This is a genomic window from Rhodococcus sp. RDE2 (assembly GCF_020885655.1).
Lineage (GTDB): Bacteria > Actinomycetota > Actinomycetes > Mycobacteriales > Mycobacteriaceae > Rhodococcus > Rhodococcus pyridinivorans.
The window spans coordinates 2,537,293-2,555,478 of sequence record NZ_AP025186.1; the positions used below are offsets into that span (position 1 = coordinate 2,537,293).

Consider the following 18,186-nt stretch of genomic DNA (forward strand, 5'->3'; position numbering starts at 1 on the left):
GCATGGAGCGCTCCGTGCAGGGTGTACTCGCGGCGACGGCATGTGCAGCAACGATGGCGGTGCCCGGGTGGGCGCACGCCACCCCGAGCGAGGGCATCTCAGGAGTCACTCGGGTGGACATCGAGGTGCCACCGCGACTGCTGCCGTTCGTACCGGACGGTGTGCACGCCGTGGCCCGGGAGATCACCATCGAACCGGGCGGTAGCACCGGTTGGCACTATCACGATGGTCCCGTGCTCGGCATCGTGCGGGCCGGCACGTTGACGCATCCCGAAGGAGACTGCGAGCCTGTCGTGTTCGAGACCGGTGATTTCATCAACGAACCCTCGGGTCGGGACCACCTGCACGTGGGCCGGAATCTCGGCGCGGAGCCGGTGATCCTCGACGTGGTGTACCTCGTGCCGATCGGGTCGCCGCTGTTCGAGGATGTTCCGGCGCCCGCCTGCGATTGATGTCGGAGCAGTGGCGGGCTCCTGCCGGTAACAGCTCGAGTCGAGTCGTCGGCGAGAAATGTGAAGTTTTTCATCGGGACGCAGGCGTGCGGCTCCCTCTAGGGTCCGCGGTCGTCTCCCCGCAGAGCGACGATCGACGAATCTCGACGGAACGATCGTCCCTGACGACAGCATCTGCAGGCGTCGGCGTTCGACCGCGATCGGGCGGCCGAGGGATCGAATTCCGGTTCGACATCGGGATCGCTTGTGACAGCAGTCTTCCCACTGCTTGCGAAGACTTCTTTCCTGACGGCGATGCTGTGCGCTGATCGCACCCGCGTCACGACAGGTCGAGGGGCCATCGAATCGGTGGCGCGCCGGACTGCGGCGTTGTCGGTCGCGAGCAGACATGGGGTCGACGGTCGGGCGCCCGTCGGGCCGTCGAAGCCTGTCGGCGGAGTTCGAGTTACCGGCGAGTAAATATCGTTCTCGAGTTCTCGCACGTAGCCTGATACCCGATGCAATCCCGCACGCGGAGCATTTCGTGAGGCGGACCGAACCGACGTAGGGAGTCGAGACAAGAATGAGCGCCGACAAGCAGTCGACCATTATCTATACGTTGACCGACGAGGCGCCGTTGCTTGCGACCTACGCCTTCCTGCCGATCGTGCGTACCTTCGCTGGGGCCGCGGGCATCGAGGTCGAGACCAGCGACATCTCGGTGCCTGCGCGGATCCTGGCCGAGTTCCCCGAGCACCTCACGGAAGAGCAGCGCGTCCCGGACAACCTGGCCGAGCTGGGTCGTCTGACGCAACTGCCCGAGACCAACATCATCAAACTGCCCAACATCAGTGCGTCCGTACCGCAGCTCCTGGCTGCCATCAAGGAACTGCAGAGCAAGGGCTACCAGGTCCCGGATTTCCCGGACGCCCCGAAGACGGACGAAGAGCGTGCCATCCGGGAGCGCTACGGCAAGATTCTCGGCAGTGCGGTCAACCCTGTCCTGCGTGAGGGCAACTCCGATCGGCGCGCACCCCGGGCGGTGAAGGAGTACGCCCGTAAGCACCCGCACAGCATGGGCGAGTGGTCGATGGCCTCGCGCAGCCACGTCGCGCACATGCGGCACGGCGACTTCTACCACGGCGAGAAGTCGATGACGCTGGACCGGGCGCGCAAGGTCCGGATGGAGCTGGTGACCGAGGGTGGCGAGACGATCGTCCTCAAGCCCGAGGTGGAGCTCGGTGAGGGCGACATCATGGACAGCATGTTCATGAGCAAGAAGGCGTTGCTCGAGTTCTACGAGGAGCAGATGGAGGATGCGCGCAAGACGGGCGTGATGTTCTCCCTCCACGTCAAGGCGACGATGATGAAGGTCTCGCACCCCATCGTCTTCGGCCATGCGGTGAAGACCTTCTACAAGGACGCCTTCGCCAAGCATCAGAAGCTGTTCGACGAACTGGGCGTCAACGTCAACAACGGTCTCGGCGACCTGTACGACAAGATCGAGGCGCTGCCCAGCACGCAGCGGGACGAAATCAAGCAGGACCTGCACAACTGCCATGAGCACCGGCCCGAATTGGCCATGGTCGATTCCGCCCGCGGCATCTCCAACTTCCATTCCCCCAGCGATGTCATCGTGGATGCCTCGATGCCCGCAATGATTCGCTCGGGCGGCAAGATGTACGGCGCCGACGGACGACCCAAGGACGTCAAGGCGGTCATGCCGGAGTCGACTTTCGCGCGCATCTACCAGGAGATCATCAACTTCTGCAAGACCAACGGCGCGTTCGACCCGACGACCATGGGTACCGTCCCCAACGTCGGTCTCATGGCGCAGAAGGCCGAGGAGTACGGCTCGCACGACAAGACCTTCGAAGTTCCGGAGGAGGGCGAGGCCAACTTCGTCGATGTCGAAACCGGCGAGGTGCTGCTCACCCAGCACGTCGAGGCGGGCGACATCTGGCGCATGTGCACCGTCAAGGACGCGCCGATCCGCGACTGGGTCAAGCTCGCGGTCACCCGGGCACGCAACTCCGGTATGCCGGTCCTGTTCTGGCTCGACCCGTACCGCCCCCACGAGAACGAGTTGATCAAGAAGGTCGAGCTGTACCTGCAGGATCATGACACCGAGGGCCTCGACATCCACATCATGTCGCAGGTGCGCTCGATGCGGTACACACTGGAGCGGCTGATCCGCGGAATGGACACCATCGCCGCGACCGGCAACATCCTGCGCGACTACCTCACCGACCTGTTCCCGATCCTCGAACTCGGGACGAGCGCCAAGATGCTGTCGATCGTGCCGCTGATGGCGGGCGGCGGCCTCTACGAGACGGGCGCCGGAGGGTCGGCGCCCAAGCACGTCAAGCAGTTGGTGGAGGAGAACCACCTGCGCTGGGATTCGCTCGGTGAGTTCCTGGCGTTGGCCGTGAGCCTGGAGGACCTCGGTATCAAGACCGGCAACGAGCGCGCCAAGATCGTGGCGAACGCGCTCGATGCAGCGACCGGCAAGCTGCTGGAGACGAACAAGAGCCCGTCGCGCAAGGTCGGCGAGCTCGACAACCGGGGCAGCCAGTTCTACCTCGCGATGTACTGGGCACAGGAACTTGCCGCGCAGACCGAGGATCCGGAACTCGCCGAACAGTTCGCCCCGCTGGCCGAGGCGCTGGCCAGGGACGAGGACACGATCGTGCGGGAGTTGAACGAGGTGCAGGGCGCGCCGGTCGACATCGGCGGCTACTACCGGCCGGACAGGGACAAGACCGTGGCCGTGATGCGGCCGAGTCGGACCCTGACCACCGCGCTGACGGCAGTCGACCCTGAGGCCGGAAACGCACCGTGACAGGTAGACCTGCATCCGTGTAGACAAGCCGCCGCTCCTCGGCCGGTGTGACCGCGCGGGTCGTCACGCAGTCCCGAGAATGCACGGGCAGAGGGAGGTCGACCGGCCCCGAATGAAGGGCCGGTCGACCTCCTCGCGTAGTGCGCCTCGGCGCGGTTCTCGTGTTCCGGTCTACGGGACCGTTCCGCTGCGGTCGGCGGAGGAATCCGGCGTCGCGTCGAGCCGGTCGATCGTGTCGAGCGCCTCGTCCAGCCAGGTAAGCCAGGTCTCCTCGAGGAGGATGCCGAGGCGGAGCACAAGGTGCTGCAGGATGCTCCGCGCGTCGCCCCGAGCCTCGGCGAAGTCGCGTTGCTCGATGGCGCGATACTGCTCGAGCATCGCCGCGCGATACGCCCGTTGATGTTCCAGCGCGGGACGCGCGGCGTCGGGATCGTCGAGCGCCGCGGCCGCGCGCAGGCGCACGGAGACACCGGAGCGCACCACGTCCGGATCCTCGATCTCGGAGATCCAGCCGCGCAGCAGTCGGCGACCATCGGGTGTGATGGTGAAACGTCGAGGCTGACCGCGGCCGGGTTTTCCGTCCGTCGGGACTTCGCGGATCAGGTCGCCCGCCCGCATCCGATCCAGTTCGCGGTAGATCTGCTGGTGGGTCGCGGGCCAGAAGTACCCGATCGACCGGTCGAAGCGCCGCGCCAGTTCCAGTCCGGTGCTGTCGCGCTCGACCAGCGCGGTGAGGATGGCGAACCTGAGAGACACCGCGTCAGCCTAGGTCACACTATCCGGCGTCGATCGTGGCGACCCGGCGTCGTTCGAGGGACGTCCACGCCTGCTCGTATTCGTCGCGAAGTCGTTGGACGAGCTCGCGGACGGGGACGACGGACTCGATCGCGCCGAGGCCCTGGCCGGCTCCCCAGATGTCGCGCCAGGCCTTGGCGTCGGTGGTGCCACCGGACCCGAAGTTCATGGCGGACGGATCGGATTCGGGGAGGTCGTCGGGGTCGAGTCCGGCGGCGACGATGCTTCCTCGCAGGTAGTTGCCGTGCACGCCGGTGAACAGGTTGCTGTAGACGATGTCCTTGGCGGTGCTGTCGACGATCATGTTCTTGTAGTCCTCGGCGCTGCGGGCCTCCTCGGTGGCGAGGAAGGCCGTGCCGGCGTAGGCGAGGTCGGCGCCGGCGGCCTGCGCGGCGAGGATCGAGCGGCCGTGAGCGATCGAGCCGGACAGCAGCAGGGGGCCGTCGAACCACCGACGGATCTCCTGGAGCAACGCGAACGGGGACTGCGTCCCGGCATGCCCGCCTGCGCCCGCGGCGACGGCGACGATGCCGTCGGCGCCCTTGTCGATCGCCTTGTGTGCGAACTCGTTCGAGATCACGTCGTGCAGGACGATGCCACCGTAGGAGTGAACGGCCTCGTTGACCTCCTTACGGGCACCGAGCGAGGTGATCACGATCGGGACCCGGTGCTCGACGATCACCTCGAGGTCCTGCTCGAGCCGCTCGTTGGAGCGGTGCACGATCTGGTTGACGGCGAACGGCGCGACGTACTCCTCGGGGTGGCGTGCCGCGTAGTCGGCGTTGCTCTCGGTGATCTGCTGCAGCCAGTCGACGAGCATCGACTGAGGACGCGCGTTGAGTGCCGGGAACGACCCGACGACTCCGGCCTGGCACTGGGCGGACACCAGTTCCGGCCCTGACGCGATGAACATCGGGGAAGCGACCAGGGGCACGCTCAGCGGGCCGGACAGGATCGGTGGCAGCGTCATGATGTGTTCCTTCTTCGTCTCCGGAGGGTCCCTCTGCCGCCAGACTATGTGCAACAAGGTGCAAAAAACAATGGGTCGACGTCACCTAGCTTGGAACAGAGGGTTTTCGGGGATCACAGCTGTGTGCACCCAGTGGCACTACGGGCGTCAGCGGGTGATCTCGCGCAGTGTGCAACGAGCGGCACCACTCAGTGCGTATTGAGCGTGATCGCTCAGTGCGCGGACCCGATCGTCGGCGTGCACGGGGCGTCCTCGCCGTGGCCGAGGCGCTGACCGGACCGGCTCAGCAGCACCGCGAGCATGCACCGGTGGATGTTCTCCGCTTGCTGCTGTGCCGCGGACGTGCCCAGCAGGACCCCGAGATCCGGCACCAGGTTGATCGCGGCGTACATGAGGAAGCGGGCATCCGCGGCGGACAGACCGTCGCAGATCGCCTGCAGGTAGGACGACCACTGCTCCACATTGGCGCGCTGACGCAGCCGCAGATCGGCGCGCGAGGCGTCCGGAACGTTGACGAGCTCGGCGAAGTACACCGACATCAGTTCCCGCTGGGAGAACGACAGGTCGACGTAGATCGAGACCAGCGATCGCAACGCGTCCTCCGGATCGGACGCTGCGGCCGTCCCGGCGGCCACGGCTGTCTCGAGTCGGTCGGCCGCTCGGTGGAAGGCCGCAGCGAGGATGTCGGACTTCGACACGAAATAACGGTAGATCCCGGAGGCGGGGAGGCCGACCGTGGCAGCGATGTCCTCGACCGCGACCTCGTTGTAGCCCCGTTGGTGGAACAGCCCGACCGCCGAACGCAGCAGGTTTTCCCGCATGTTGTCCTGGCCCGGGCGATCCGCGGCGGCGACTCGCTCGGGCGCGGCGGGAGCGGGGGAGAAGCGGGTCTCGGCGAGCGCGGTGCACGCATCGAGCAGTAGTTGTTCCATGTACCGCGGAGGCAGCGTCAGATTGTGCACGGTGATGCTGCCGATGGTGCTGAGCATGGCCGCGACGAGCACGAACGCGTCCTCGTCGGACAGATCCGGCCGGATCTGCTGCAGTGGGCGACGGATGCGGGCATTGACCGCCCAGGAGCGTTCGCGGATGGCGGGGCGGTCCTCCTTCCGGAGATATCTGCGCTCCCATCGGTAGATCCCGGCCGACCGACGCTGCTCGATCGTCACCGCGATGATCGCGGACATCTGGGCACGGAGGGTCTCCCGTGGATCGCGCGCGGGGTCGTCGGGCACGGAATCGAGGGCGCCCTCGAGCGAATCGATCAGCATGAGCGCCGAATTCAGGAACAGGGCGTACTTGCCCGGAAAGTGCCGGTAGAGCGCGGACTTCGTGACACCGACCTCCGTCGCGATGTCCTCGACGCTCACACCGTGGTAGCCGCGCTCGGCGAAGGCGACGGCAGCTGCGGCGGCGATTCGCGCACGACGATCCTTCGGGCGGGTTCGTCGTCCGGTGTCGGGGGACGTCTTGCCGACCACGCGTGTTCGCCTCACTGATTCTGGATGTCGTTCGCGGAGGATCGGTGTCGCTCCGTCGGGGAAATTCTCGACCCGTTCTGCGAGCAGCGTACACACCGACGGGGCATCGATCCATCCGAGCGGCCGGTTCCTTGTTGCCATCGGGGCCGTCCGAACGATGTCCGCGCGACGTCGATCGGGTCTTCGGAGACCTTCGGAATGGCCGTTCGCAAATTCCGGATGTTCCTGATAACCTCCCCGGCGGTCGTGCCGGCGGACCGGTTCGATCGATCCTGATCCGGCCCGGGCCGGGACCGTCGTTCTCCGCTCGTTCTTCCATCCATCGAGGAGGGCTCTGCCATGCTTGCCATCGCCCGCAGGATCCTGTCCTACGAGATGACCGTCGCCGAGTTCATCGGACTCGTCATCCTCGTCGCAATCCCGTACGGCCTGGTCGGGGTGATCTGGACCCTCACCCACACCTCACATCTCGGTGCCATGGACGGGGCGGATCTGGTGATCTCGTTCCTCGGATCGATCGTGTGCTGGCCGGTCCTCATCTTCTCCGACGTGTGCATGACATGAACGTCGGAATGGTTGTTCACCTAGCTCTTGTCCGGCACAGGACGGGTGTGGCACACTTCACGCGCTCGGACCGTGACGCGCTCCGCCACCGGCCGGACAGTTCCACTCGGCGCCGACGGGCGGTTTCCGGCGCCGACATCCAGGGGGGTTCGATGAAGGGAACCGGTAGATGACCTACGAGTTGCCGAACTCGCGTGGTCCCATCAGGGACGTCGCGACGGAAGGTGGCTATCTCATCGGCTTCGCCGTCCAATCGCTCGTGGTCCTCGCGGCCGCGGTGCTCAGACGGCGACTTTCGTTGCACGAGACGGTCACTCAGACACTCTTCATTGGGAGGGTCTGTACCGGGCCGTCCCTGCTGCTCATGGTCCCGGTGGGGGTGTTCATCGCCGTGTCCGTCGGCGAACTCGCCGGCCGCATCGGAGCCGGCGGCTACTCGGGTGCCGTCGTCGCGTTCATCATCGTCGGCCAGGCCTCGGCCCTGGTCTGCGCGCTCATGCTCGCCGGCGTCGCCGGCTCCGCCATCTGCACCGATCTCGGGTCCCGCAAGATCCGCGAGGAGATCGACGCGATGGAGGTGATGGGTCTCGACATCCTCGAGCGCCTCGTCGCCCCCCGGCTCGTCGGAGCGGTCATCGTCTCGTTGGCGCTGTGCTCGATGGTCACGGTCGGTGGTGTCGCCGCATGCTGGCTCTACCACATCTACGTGCAGCATCTGCCGGCCGGCACGTTCATGGCGACCTTCGCCGAGTACGGCCGACCGGCCGATTTCGTCATGGCCCTCGTGAAGTCCGCGGTGTTCGGCCTGCTCGCGGCGCTGGTCGCCACGTTCAAGGGGTTGCACACCAACGGCGGCCCGCGCGGGGTGGCCGACGCGGTGAACGAAGCCGTCGTCATCGCCTTCGCGCTCGTCTTCATCGTCAACACCGCTCTGTCGGCGCTGTACACGGTGATCGTCCCGGCAGTGGGTGAGTTCCGATGAGCACCGATGTCCGATTGCAGGCCACCCGGCTGGCGCAGCCGATCCGGCAGACCGGCGACAATCTCGCGACGCTCGGGATGCACGTCACCTTCTACTGCCGCACCATTGCGTCGATCCCGTACGCGCTCACCCGATTCCGCAAGCACGTCATCGCGCAGATCAGCGAGGTCAGCTTCGGTACCCAGTCACTGCTCTCCGGTGGTGGCACGATCGGCATCGTCTTCGCGATGTCGCTCGCCGCGGCCATGATGCTCGGCGTCGAGACCCAGCGCGGCCTCGAACTCGTCGGGATGACCACGATGTCGGGCATGCTCTCCGCGGTGGCCAACACCCGCGAGCTGGCGCCGGTCGTCGTCGCCATCGCCCTGTCGGCGAAGGTGGGCGTCGGCTTCACCGCCCAGATCGGGGCAATGCGCATCTCCGACGAGATCGACGCGCTCGACTCGATGGCCATCAAGTCGATCCCGTTCCTGGCCGCCACCCGCACCATCGCCGCGATGGTGTGTGTCATCCCGATCTACATGATCGGACTGCTGGCCAGCTACCTGTCCACCCGGCTGGTCGTGGTGGTGTTCAACGGCGCGTCCGCCGGCACCTACGACTACTTCTTCCACCTCGTGCTCACCCCGCAGGACCTGCTGTATTCGGGCATCAAGGCCATGGTCTTCGCGATGGTCGTCAGCCTGGTGCACTGCGCCTACGGCTACTACGCCTCGGGTGGTCCCGCAGGCGTCGGTGCCGCCGCGGGCCGGGCTCTGCGCACGGCGATCCTGTCCATCGGTGTGCTCGACGTGCTGCTGACCTTCGCGCTGTGGGGACTGGTTCCCGAAATTCCTGGTATGGGGGTGTGATTCGTGGACCGTCCCAGTTCACGCGAACGACTGAATTATCTGGTCCGGGGTGCTGTGGCCTTCGCCGTGGCCCTCGGTGTCGCGGCGGTGATGGTGCTGCGCGGTACCGGCGCGCTCGATCGGACCGAGGACGTCTTCGTCGAGGTGCCCTCCGCAGTCGGCCTGGTCAACGCCGGAGCACCGGTCCGGTATCTCGGCGTCGACATCGGCCGGATCGCCTCGATCGAAGCCGGCGCCACCGAATCGCGGGTGCGACTGGCCGTCGACATCGATGCCTCCCGCACGATCCCGTCCGACGTCCTGGCACGCGTGGTGCCCCGCACCTTCTTCGGCGACATCTACGTCGAGTTGGTGACCGATCCGGCCGAAGAGAATGCCGCGCGCGGCAGTTCCGCGCGCACCGAGGCGGTCGCCCTCGCCGACGTCGACTCGATCGCCGTCGACACCGGCCCCGAGGCCGTCGCGATGTACGACGTGTTCACCCGGATGTCGAGTGTGCTCGAGCAGATGCAGCCGCAGGAGATGGCCAAGGCCCTCGACGCGCTCGGGCGCGCCCTGGACGGCAACGGTGAGACCATCGGACGCACCATCGACCGGCTCGCCGCGACCACCGACCAGCTCACTCCGTCGCTGAACGAGTTCATCGACGCGACACCGCAATTCGTCACGGTCATGGAATCGCTCCAGACCGCGACCCCGGATATGGTGGGCATGCTCTCCGCCGCGACCGAGGTCTCCCGGGCCATCGTCGAACACCGCGGCGACCTGGCCGACACGATGGGAGCGGCGACTCTGCTCGCCGCCTCCGTCGACGGATTCACCGGCCCCCGACTGGACACGATGATCACGGTCACCGACTCGATCGGCACGATCCTCGCGACCACCGGCGCCGATCCGGACGGCCTCTACGCCACCCTCGCGAACGCGGAGACCTTCGGCGCCGCCGGTGCCCGGGTCTTCGGCAGCGGCCGGTTCGACATCACCGCCGTCCCGACCTTCGCCGGCCCGCTGCCCTACACCGCTGCGGACTGCCCCAGTTACGGGTCCCTCACCGGCGCGAACTGCAACAGTCCCGGCAACGGCTCCTACAGTGCCGCCAAGCCGGTGATCAACGCGGCCGCCGAGGCCGGCCCCCTGCAACTTCTCGAACAGCAATTGCGCGGCGAGCCCGCCGCGGCGCCGGCGGAACAGGACACGGCGGAGCCGACCGGACCGCACGCCGCGGTGACGGCGCTGCTCGCCCCCCTCTTCCGCGGAAGCGAGGTACGGATTCCGTGAAACTGACACGACTCCAGGTCTCGACCCTGGTCGGCTACTGCACCATCGGCGTCGTCTGCAGCACCCTCGTCTACAACGCGCTGGCCGTGCCGGTGCGGGGTGCCAGCGACAACTACGTCCTCGAGTTCACCGATGTCGAAGGGCTCAACCCCGGCAACCCCGTGACCCTGTCCGGGGTGCGGGTGGGCCGGGTCGACGCGGTCGACGTCGCCGACACCGACGACGGTCGCGCGCTCGCCCGCGTCACCGTGGAGGTCGAACGCGGACGCACCCTCCCGAAGGACGTCGAGGCGTCCGTCCGGTACGGCGACATGCTCGGCGCCCGTTATGTGGCGCTCACCCTGCCCGAGGCGGGGGTCGCCGCCGGATCCGACGGCACCGAGGCGGGGGTGCCCGCCGAATCCGACGGCACCGAGGTGCTCGAACCGGGAGGCGTGGTGCCCGTTTCGCAGACCACCCCGCCCATCGACCTCACCGCCCTGATGAACGGCTTCCGGCCCCTGTTCGAGTCGTTGCCCCCGCAGGAGGTGAATGTCCTCGCCCGGAACGTGGTCGACACCTTCAACGGCCGAGGCGACGCGGTCGCCCGGTTCCTCGACCGGGTGGCGGTGCTGTCGACGCAGCTCGGCGACCGCGAACACATCCTCGGCGAGGTCACGACGAACATGAACCGCATCCTTGGTTCGCTCGACAACCGGCACGACGAACTGCGCGACCTCACCGACGGGCTGGCCGCGCTCAGCGCCTCGGTGGTGGGGGACGGGCAGCAACTGGCCGCCTTCCTCGACACCGGTGCGCAGAGCGTGTCCGCACTGGCGGACACCATCGCCGACTCGCAGGGCGCCTTCACCCGCAGCCTGCAGCAGTTCGGCGCCGTCACCGACCAGTGGATCGCGTCGACACCCGAGTTCGAGCGCATGCTCGCCGGCCTGCCCGCCTTCGCCGACAACATCAACCACACGGGGCAGTACGGCAGCTTCATCAGTCTCTATCTCTGCAATTTCACCCTGAAAGCAGGCGACGCGGAAGTGAACATCTTCGGCCCGACCCATTCGCCGGTGTGCTCATGATGACCCTCACCCGAATCATCGATCTGCTCGTGCGTTTCGTCACCGCACTCGGTGGCCGCATCGGCCGGGTGCCCCAGTTCGCGGCCTGGACGGTCGTCGTCGTGGTGGCGGTCGCCGGTGTCTCGCTCGTCGCGGTGGGCATCGCCTACATCGACGATCTCGTCCACGTCCTCCGAGGCGACGCAGCCTCGGCAGCCGGGGGAGGGGCACTCACCCGATGATGTTCCTCGTCAAGCTCATCGACGTCTTCGTCGGTGCCCTCGAGTTCCTGTTCGGTGGTGGCCGACGGCAGAACACCACCCACATGCCGCTCGTGCTCGGCACCATCGGAATCTTCGTCCTCGTCGTCGGACTCGGTGCGGCCGTGGGACTTCCGCGGGTGTGGTACCAGGTGCGCACCGAGCCGTACACGGCCGAGTTCGCCAATGCCGCCGGACTCGCCACCGGCGATCCGGTCTATGTCGCGGGCGTGGCGGCCGGGCGCGTGGAGGGCATCCGGCTCGCCGGTACCCACGTCGACGTCGACTTCCGCCTCGACAAGCAGCGCGCCGTGGGCAACACCTCCACCGCATCGGTCCGGCTCGAAACCGTCCTCGGCAAGCGGTATCTCGATCTCCGTCCCGCCGGGGTCGACGACGGAGCGAACCGGATCCCGCTGGCCCGCACCACCGTTCCCTACTCGCTCGACGAGATCGGAGCCGGCGCCGACGCGGTCGCCGAGGACCTCGACCTCGACGCGATGACCGAGATGATGAGCACCCTGTCGCAGGTGCTGCCGCGGGAGAGCGACGAACTCGACCGTGCCCTCACCGGTATCAGCGCCGCCTCGACCGCGTTCTCCCGGCACGGCGAACAGTTCGACCAGCTCCTCGACACCGCCCGGAAGCTGTCGGAAATGGCGGTCGACCAGCAGGACACCCTGGTGCAGAACGCGGTCGACGCCCGCACCCTCGTGCAGACCCTCGTCGTCCGCAAGGACACACTCACCCGGCTCGTCGAGAACCTGCGGGTCGTCATCGCGACCATGTCGGAGACGCTCACCGCCAACCGCGGCGACGCCGACCGCCTCGTCGCCAACCTGGTGGAGGTCTCCGGGACCCTCCAGCGCAACGCCGACCGGATCGGCCTGCTCATGGACCGCCTGCCCCCGGCCCTGCGCACCGTCACCGATGCCACGGGCAACGGCTCGTGGGCGGACGTCGTCACCCCCGCCACGGTCCTTCCCGACAATCTTCTCTGCGCGATCGGAGTGATGCAGGAATGCCGGTGACCTCGACACCGACGAGAACCTCGCGACGGAAGAAGATCGTCGCGGCGACCCTTGTCCTACTCCTTCTGATCGCGTTGCCCGCGTGGTACGTCTTCGGCCGCACCGACCGCAGCCACACCGTCCACGCCGACTTCGAATACGTCAACGGCATCTACGTGGGCAGCACCGTCGCCGTGCTCGGCGTGGAGGTCGGCACCGTCACCGACATCGAACCGCAGGGAACGTCCGTGCGAGTGACGATGACCGTCCCCGACGAGGTGACTCTCCCCGAGGACGTCTCCGCCTACGTGATGAGCCCCGCGATCATCAGCGAACGCTACGTCGAACTGGGGCCCGCCTACGACGGCGGTCCCACCTTCGCCGACGGCGGGGTGATCCCGAAGGACCGCAGCCACTCGCCGATCGACATCGACAACATGCTCGACAGCCTGTCCACGATCATCGAGACGATGGGACCGGACAACGCCGACCTCGGTGCCGTCCTCACCAGCGGAGCCGATGTGTGGGAGGGGCGCGGCGCGGCCTTCCACGACGCCATCGCCGATCTCGCCGCCGCCACGGGCGTCGTCGGGGCATCCACTGAGGACTTCGCACTGCTCGTCGAGAACCTCTCGACACTGCTGCGCGCCCTCGACGAACGGTCGGTGGGTCTCGACAGCATGGTCACCGATCTCAGCGCGCTCGCCGCGGTCTGGGAGGAGAGCGATCTCGACGTCACCGAGCCGTTGCAGCAACTGCAGGTCGTGTTCGACGAGGTCGACACCTTCGTCGCGCAGCACCAGGAGAGCTTCGGTGCGATCTCCGACAACCTGAAGGTCATCGGCGACACCCTCGGCGAGAACCCTCAGGGTCTGGCCGAGTTCATGGACCTCGTCCCGCTGATGATGGAGAACCTGACCGACACGATCGGCCCCGACGGTCGCGGCCGCATCCGTCTGAACATCTCCACCGCGCTGACGCAGTTCGCGGTCGCGGCCCCGCTGTGCGCGGAACATCCGCTCCCGCTGTGCACGGGAGCCGGCTTCACCAATCCGATCTCCTTCCCGATCAGCGCCTCGGATCCGCTCGGCATCGTCAGCGCGGTCACCGGTGGACAACCAGGAGGCAACCCGTGAGCTCAGCTTCTGCAGCGTCACCTCGTCGCTCCGTGACGCGGGTCCTGGCCCTCGTCGGTGCCGCTCTCACCTGCGCGACGGTGGTGTCCGGATGCGGCTACGGCATCCAGGATCTTCCCGTCGGACGCTCCATCGGCGGTGGCGACTTCGAGGTCACCGTGCAACTGCCGTCCGCGGACGGCCTGGTCCTCGGCGCCGACGTGCGCTACGGCCAGCAGATCGTCGGCCGCGTCGCCGGACTCGACCCCGCACCCGGTGGCGCCGACGTGCGGGTCTCGCTCGAGGAAAACCTCGAGGTCCCGTCCGATGTCCTCGTCTCCGTCGAGATCCCGTCCGCGCTGGGCAGCCCGTACCTGCGACTCGTCCCGCCTCCGAACCCGAGTTCGTCGCTGCTCGCCGACGGTGACGTCGTATCGGAGCAGAACGTCGACCTCGGTCCCCGGGTGGAGACGATGCTCGCCGCGCTCGGCAATGTCGTCAGCGGCAGCGGACTGACCCAACTCGAAACCGTCGTGCGCGAACTCAACGTCGCATTCACCGGCCGATCCGGGAGCGTCCAGGCCCTCGCCGACACCGCGACCGAGATGATGACCCGCGCGATCGACGAACAGACCTCCTTCGACCAGGCCATGACGCTCGCCGCCGACGTCACCCGACGGATGGTCGAGGAGGAGGAGATGTTCGACCGCTATCTCGTCGAAACCGCCGGCGCCGTCGATGTCCTGGTGGCCCAACGCGAGAGTATGGCTTCCCTGCTCGACGCCACCACGCGCCTGGCGGCGAACGTCAACGAGTTGACTGCCGCGACCCCCGACGGGGCCGGCGGACTGCTACGCGACGCCGACACGATCACCGCCACGCTCGCGTCGTTCAACGACCGCATCGGCACCACCCTCGCCAACATGAACGCCTTCATGGCCGCCTTCGACAGTTCCGTCCGCGGCGACTACCTGGTGTTCGACGGTGCCCTGGAGATCCCGGAGAGCCTCGACACGATCTTCACCGGCGGGTATTTCACCGGTGACTTCACCGGATTCGACGACGCGTCCGCACCGGCTTCGCTGGAAGAACTGCTCGGAGGGGAGCGATGAAGAAGATCGTCGTCGTCCAGCTGGTCCTGTTCGTCATCACCGCGCTGACCGTGGTGCCCTACGGCATCTACTACATCGTCGGACCCACCGGTGTCGGCGACCGCATCAACATCCACGCCACGGTCGACAACGCCCTCGGTGTCGGCGAGGGCACCGTCGTGACCTATCGCGGTGTCCAGGCGGGCATGGTCACCGGTATCGGATTCGACCCCGAGACCCGGCGTGCCCGCCTCGATTTCGCGCTCGACGGCGACACCCGTATCCCCGTCGACTCCTACGCCAAGATCACCCAGGGCACCATGGCCGGCATGCTCAACGTCGACATCTTCCCGCGTGTCGACCACGGCCCCTATCTCGCCGACGGCGACGAGATCACGATGCCGGCCGAGGAGCAGCCCACCCAGATCTCCGAAACCCTCGCGCACACCGCCGATCTGCTCGAAACCATCGACCCCGCGGTGATCTCGACCGTCGGTCAGGAGCTCGGCAGCGCGTTCGAAGGACTCGGACCCGACCTGGCCCGTCTCGTCACCGACGCCGACCGGATCTCCGCGCAGCTCGCCGAGGACGCGCCCGCCCTCGCCGAACTGCTCGATCGCGCAGCCGGATTGACGGGCACCATGGCCGAGAACTCCACCGAGTTCGTCGACGGGATGGCGTCGGCGCGGACCGTCGCCGAATCATTGCAGGCCAACGAGGATCGCATCGCCTCGATGATGGCCACCGGCCCCGACGCGATGCGCCGTGCCGACGAGGCCATCGGCGCGAACCAGGAGTCGTTCTCCGCGGTGCTCGCCAACCTCGGCGCGGTCGGTCCGGTGATCTCCGACCGGTCCGCGGCGCTGCGCACCGGTCTGGACGCGATTCCCCGCGGCCTGGCGGCACTCGAATCGATCGTGCACGGCGACCGCGCGGACTTCGCCCTGATCGCTACGCAGGGACCGGCCTGCTACTACGACAATCCCCGTCGCGCGCTCGGCGACACGTCCCCGATCGAACCGAACCTCGACTACTACTGCCCGCCGGGCCAGGACCTCGAGCAACGCGGTTCCCGCAACGCACCCCGTCCGAACGATCTCGGGCTCGGAGGCACCATCCCGGGCACGGTGATCGGACCGCCTGTCGTTGCCGATCCGGTCCTCATCCCGAGCGGCACCGAACTGCTCTACTTCTGGAAGAGTCTGCTGGAAGGCAACACCCATGGCACACGATGACACCGGTACGGCAGTCCTCGACAAGGCTCCGGTCCCAGAGTCCACGACCGTCGAACGACGCTCGTCGAAGCCCCGCGGGCTGGTGGTCGCGTTGGTCCTCTCGATCAACGCTCTGCTCGTGATGCTGGCAGCACTCGTCGTGGTCCTCGTCGATCACCGCACCGACGAGCAGGCCGCACAGGAGGCGGTGGCACTGGCGCGCGAGTACGCCGTGGTGATGTCGACCTTCGACTACCAGAACCTCGACGCCAACCGCGAACGGATCGCGGAGATGTCCACGCCGGCCTTCGCCGAACGCTACGGATCGATGGTCGACGCATTGCGTGAACTCGTCACCGAGGGACAGGGGAGCGCCGAAGCGCAGGCGCTGCACGCAGCCGCCGAGCACGCCGACGGCGACACCGCCACGGTGCTCGTCTTCGCCGACCAGAACGCCACGAACGTCTCGACGCCCGACGGGGGCACCTCGCGTTTCCGCATGGTGTTCTCCCTGGTCCGCATCGACGACCGCTGGCTCGTCGACAACGTCGAAACACTCTGACCCACACCACGAGGAGACACGCGATGCCCACTCCCTATCTCGACGACCTGGACCGGGAACCGGTACTGAGCTCGCGCCGGACCCGTATCGCCATCACCAGCGGCCCCAACCGGTGGAGTCGCAAGCAGCACAAGGTGTCCGACGCCGTCGACTTCTGGTCCTTTGCCGGGGCCGCCGCGAACGTCATCATGCAGCTCGGCTGGCCCGAGGTGGCGTACGGCGTCATGGAGAGCAAGGTCGAATCCGGTTCGCTGGTCAAGCACCCGTGGAAGCGGGCCCGCACCACCGCCACCTACCTGGCTGTGGCGATCCTCGGCAACGACGAGGACCGCAAGGCCTACCGCGAGGCCGTCAACGGTGCCCACCGGTTCGTGCGATCCGACGAGAACAGCCCGGTCAAGTACAACGCGTTCAACCGCGAACTGCAGCTGTGGGTCGCTGCCTGCCTGTACATCGGCATCGAGGACATGTACCAGCTGCTGCACGGCAAGCTCGACGACGAGCAGCTCGAGGAGTTCTACCGCACCGGTTCCACCCTCGGCACAACCCTGCAGGTCACCGAGGACATGTGGCCCGCGACGCGGGCCGATTTCGACAGGTACTGGAACATCGCCTGCGAGCGGGTCGTCTTCGACGAGACCACCAAGGCGTACTTGATGGACCTGGTCGATCTGAAGATGATCAACTGGCCGATGCGCCTGATGTTCCGGAATCTCCTGCGTTTCCTCACCATCGGGAGCCTGCCCCCGATCTTCCGGGAAGCGCTCGACCTGGAATGGAGCGAAGCCGACCGCCGACGCTACGAGCACTTGTTCGTGTTCGTCTCGTTCGTCAATCGGTTCATCCCGCGTTTCCTGCGGCACGGCGGAAGCGAAGCGCTCGTCGCCGATCTGCGTCGCCGCGTCAAGTCCGGTCGCAATCTGATCTGACAGGCGCATGACCGTTCCAGACACCGACATCGACCCGGACGGGTTGTTGCGGCGCTACCTGCACGACCGGCGTTTCCTGCTCGCCCTGCCGCGGGCGGTGGCGCTGCAGATGCTGCATCCGGCGATCGCGGCGGGCATGGACCACTCGCGGACGCCGCGCCGGCTCTGGTTGCACAAACGCCGGACGGTGCCGGTGCTCGTCCGTGCCGCCTACGACGACCGGCACATCCGCCCGATCGTCCGGTTCGCGCACGAGGACGTGAAGGGAACGGACGACCTCGGCCGCCGGTACCACGCGCTCGACCCGGATGTCTTCTTCTTCCAGCACGCGACCTACGTCGACACGCTCGTGACGATGATCGACGTCTTCGTCCGTCGCCTCGAGGTGGGGGAGAAGGAGGCGCTCTACCTGGACAGTTGCGCGTGGTACCGGCGTTACGGCATCTCCGATCGGCGGATGCCGCAGGACTGGGCGGAGTTCACGGACTATTTCGACGACACCTGCGCCTCGGTCCTGGCCCGCACACCCAGCGGCGACCGCTACCGCGACCAGATCTTGCGGCCCCGCGACTGGGTGCAGCGCGGGATCCCGGCCCGGGTCGTCCGCGCGCTGCTGCACCCGGCCGCGCGCACGCTGTGGGAGGTCGACGTCGGCGCCGCCGATCGACGCGCACTCACGGCGTATGCGACGTACCGGCGCCTGCGTCGAGGACCGATCACGCGGTAACCGCACCGCGGATCGACAGAACGGATCATCACCCG

The 18,186-nt window shown here is 67.2% G+C and carries 18 protein-coding genes; 15 read left to right on the top strand and 3 right to left on the bottom strand.

What is annotated here, in order from left to right:
• Positions 1-2: 2 nt before the first annotated feature.
• Both LPH33_RS11835 and LPH33_RS11840 read left to right on the top strand, forming a co-directional pair.
• Positions 3-452 (top strand): cupin domain-containing protein, encoded by a 450-nt coding sequence (locus tag LPH33_RS11835; RefSeq protein WP_229568118.1) that lies wholly within the window; start codon positions 3-5, stop codon positions 450-452.
• A 562-nt stretch (positions 453-1,014) separates the two neighbouring features.
• On the top strand, positions 1,015-3,273 hold the full coding sequence (locus tag LPH33_RS11840) for an NADP-dependent isocitrate dehydrogenase (RefSeq protein ID WP_016696358.1): 2,259 nt from the start codon (positions 1,015-1,017) through the stop codon (positions 3,271-3,273).
• Positions 3,274-3,444: 171 nt separating this feature from the next.
• Here LPH33_RS11840 and LPH33_RS11845 read toward each other — a convergent pair whose 3' ends face one another.
• The 3 genes from LPH33_RS11845 to LPH33_RS11855 all read right to left on the bottom strand — a co-directional run bounded on the left by LPH33_RS11845 (position 3,445) and on the right by LPH33_RS11855 (position 6,534).
• A complete protein-coding gene (locus tag LPH33_RS11845) occupies positions 3,445-4,029 on the bottom strand; it encodes a PadR family transcriptional regulator (RefSeq protein ID WP_016696357.1) in 585 nt (194 codons plus the stop codon).
• 19 nt (positions 4,030-4,048) lie between these two features.
• Positions 4,049-5,038: an NAD(P)H-dependent flavin oxidoreductase gene (locus LPH33_RS11850; protein ID WP_016696356.1), complete on the bottom strand. Its 990-nt coding sequence runs from the start codon at positions 5,036-5,038 to the stop codon at positions 4,049-4,051.
• A gap of 212 nt (positions 5,039-5,250) precedes the next feature.
• Positions 5,251-6,534, bottom strand: coding sequence for a TetR/AcrR family transcriptional regulator (locus tag LPH33_RS11855; RefSeq protein WP_172414979.1), 1,284 nt, complete (start codon positions 6,532-6,534; stop codon positions 5,251-5,253).
• Between the two features lie 324 nt (positions 6,535-6,858).
• Between LPH33_RS11855 and LPH33_RS11860 the strand changes: the two genes are divergently transcribed.
• The 13 genes from LPH33_RS11860 (at position 6,859) to LPH33_RS11920 (ending at position 18,151) form a co-directional block, all read left to right on the top strand.
• A complete protein-coding gene (locus LPH33_RS11860; RefSeq protein WP_016696354.1) occupies positions 6,859-7,083 on the top strand; it encodes a hypothetical protein in 225 nt (74 codons plus the stop codon).
• 169 nt (positions 7,084-7,252) lie between these two features.
• Entirely contained in the window at positions 7,253-8,065 is an 813-nt protein-coding gene (locus LPH33_RS11865; RefSeq protein WP_229568120.1) for an MlaE family ABC transporter permease, read from the top strand.
• Positions 8,062-8,916 (top strand): MlaE family ABC transporter permease, encoded by an 855-nt coding sequence (locus tag LPH33_RS11870; protein WP_016696352.1) that lies wholly within the window; start codon positions 8,062-8,064, stop codon positions 8,914-8,916. Before LPH33_RS11865 ends, LPH33_RS11870 begins: the two co-directional genes overlap by 4 nt.
• 3 nt (positions 8,917-8,919) lie before the next feature.
• Entirely contained in the window at positions 8,920-10,194 is a 1,275-nt protein-coding gene (locus LPH33_RS11875; protein WP_026061931.1) for an MlaD family protein, read from the top strand.
• Entirely contained in the window at positions 10,191-11,264 is a 1,074-nt protein-coding gene (locus LPH33_RS11880) for an MlaD family protein (protein ID WP_016696350.1), read from the top strand. The genes LPH33_RS11875 and LPH33_RS11880 overlap by 4 nt, the downstream gene beginning before the upstream one ends.
• Positions 11,261-11,485: a hypothetical protein gene (locus tag LPH33_RS11885; RefSeq protein ID WP_145691663.1), complete on the top strand. Its 225-nt coding sequence runs from the start codon at positions 11,261-11,263 to the stop codon at positions 11,483-11,485. Before LPH33_RS11880 ends, LPH33_RS11885 begins: the two co-directional genes overlap by 4 nt.
• Complete coding sequence (locus LPH33_RS11890) at positions 11,482-12,534, top strand: MCE family protein (RefSeq protein ID WP_229568124.1); 1,053 nt, start codon at positions 11,482-11,484, stop codon at positions 12,532-12,534. Before LPH33_RS11885 ends, LPH33_RS11890 begins: the two co-directional genes overlap by 4 nt.
• The gene (locus LPH33_RS11895; RefSeq protein WP_016696347.1) at positions 12,525-13,649 is read left to right on the top strand and encodes an MCE family protein; all 1,125 of its coding nucleotides are present in this window, start codon (positions 12,525-12,527) and stop codon (positions 13,647-13,649) included. The genes LPH33_RS11890 and LPH33_RS11895 overlap by 10 nt, the downstream gene beginning before the upstream one ends.
• On the top strand, positions 13,646-14,740 hold the full coding sequence (locus tag LPH33_RS11900) for an MlaD family protein (protein WP_186455137.1): 1,095 nt from the start codon (positions 13,646-13,648) through the stop codon (positions 14,738-14,740). The genes LPH33_RS11895 and LPH33_RS11900 overlap by 4 nt, the downstream gene beginning before the upstream one ends.
• The gene (locus LPH33_RS11905; RefSeq protein WP_016696345.1) at positions 14,737-15,954 is read left to right on the top strand and encodes an MlaD family protein; all 1,218 of its coding nucleotides are present in this window, start codon (positions 14,737-14,739) and stop codon (positions 15,952-15,954) included. Before LPH33_RS11900 ends, LPH33_RS11905 begins: the two co-directional genes overlap by 4 nt.
• Entirely contained in the window at positions 15,941-16,495 is a 555-nt protein-coding gene (locus LPH33_RS11910) for a hypothetical protein (RefSeq protein ID WP_016696344.1), read from the top strand. The genes LPH33_RS11905 and LPH33_RS11910 overlap by 14 nt, the downstream gene beginning before the upstream one ends.
• A gap of 23 nt (positions 16,496-16,518) precedes the next feature.
• Positions 16,519-17,424, top strand: a complete 906-nt coding sequence (locus LPH33_RS11915) for an oxygenase MpaB family protein (RefSeq protein ID WP_016696343.1) — start codon at positions 16,519-16,521, stop codon at positions 17,422-17,424.
• A 7-nt stretch (positions 17,425-17,431) separates the two neighbouring features.
• Positions 17,432-18,151, top strand: a complete 720-nt coding sequence (locus LPH33_RS11920; protein WP_016696342.1) for an oxygenase MpaB family protein — start codon at positions 17,432-17,434, stop codon at positions 18,149-18,151.
• The last annotated feature ends 35 nt before the right edge of the window (positions 18,152-18,186 follow it).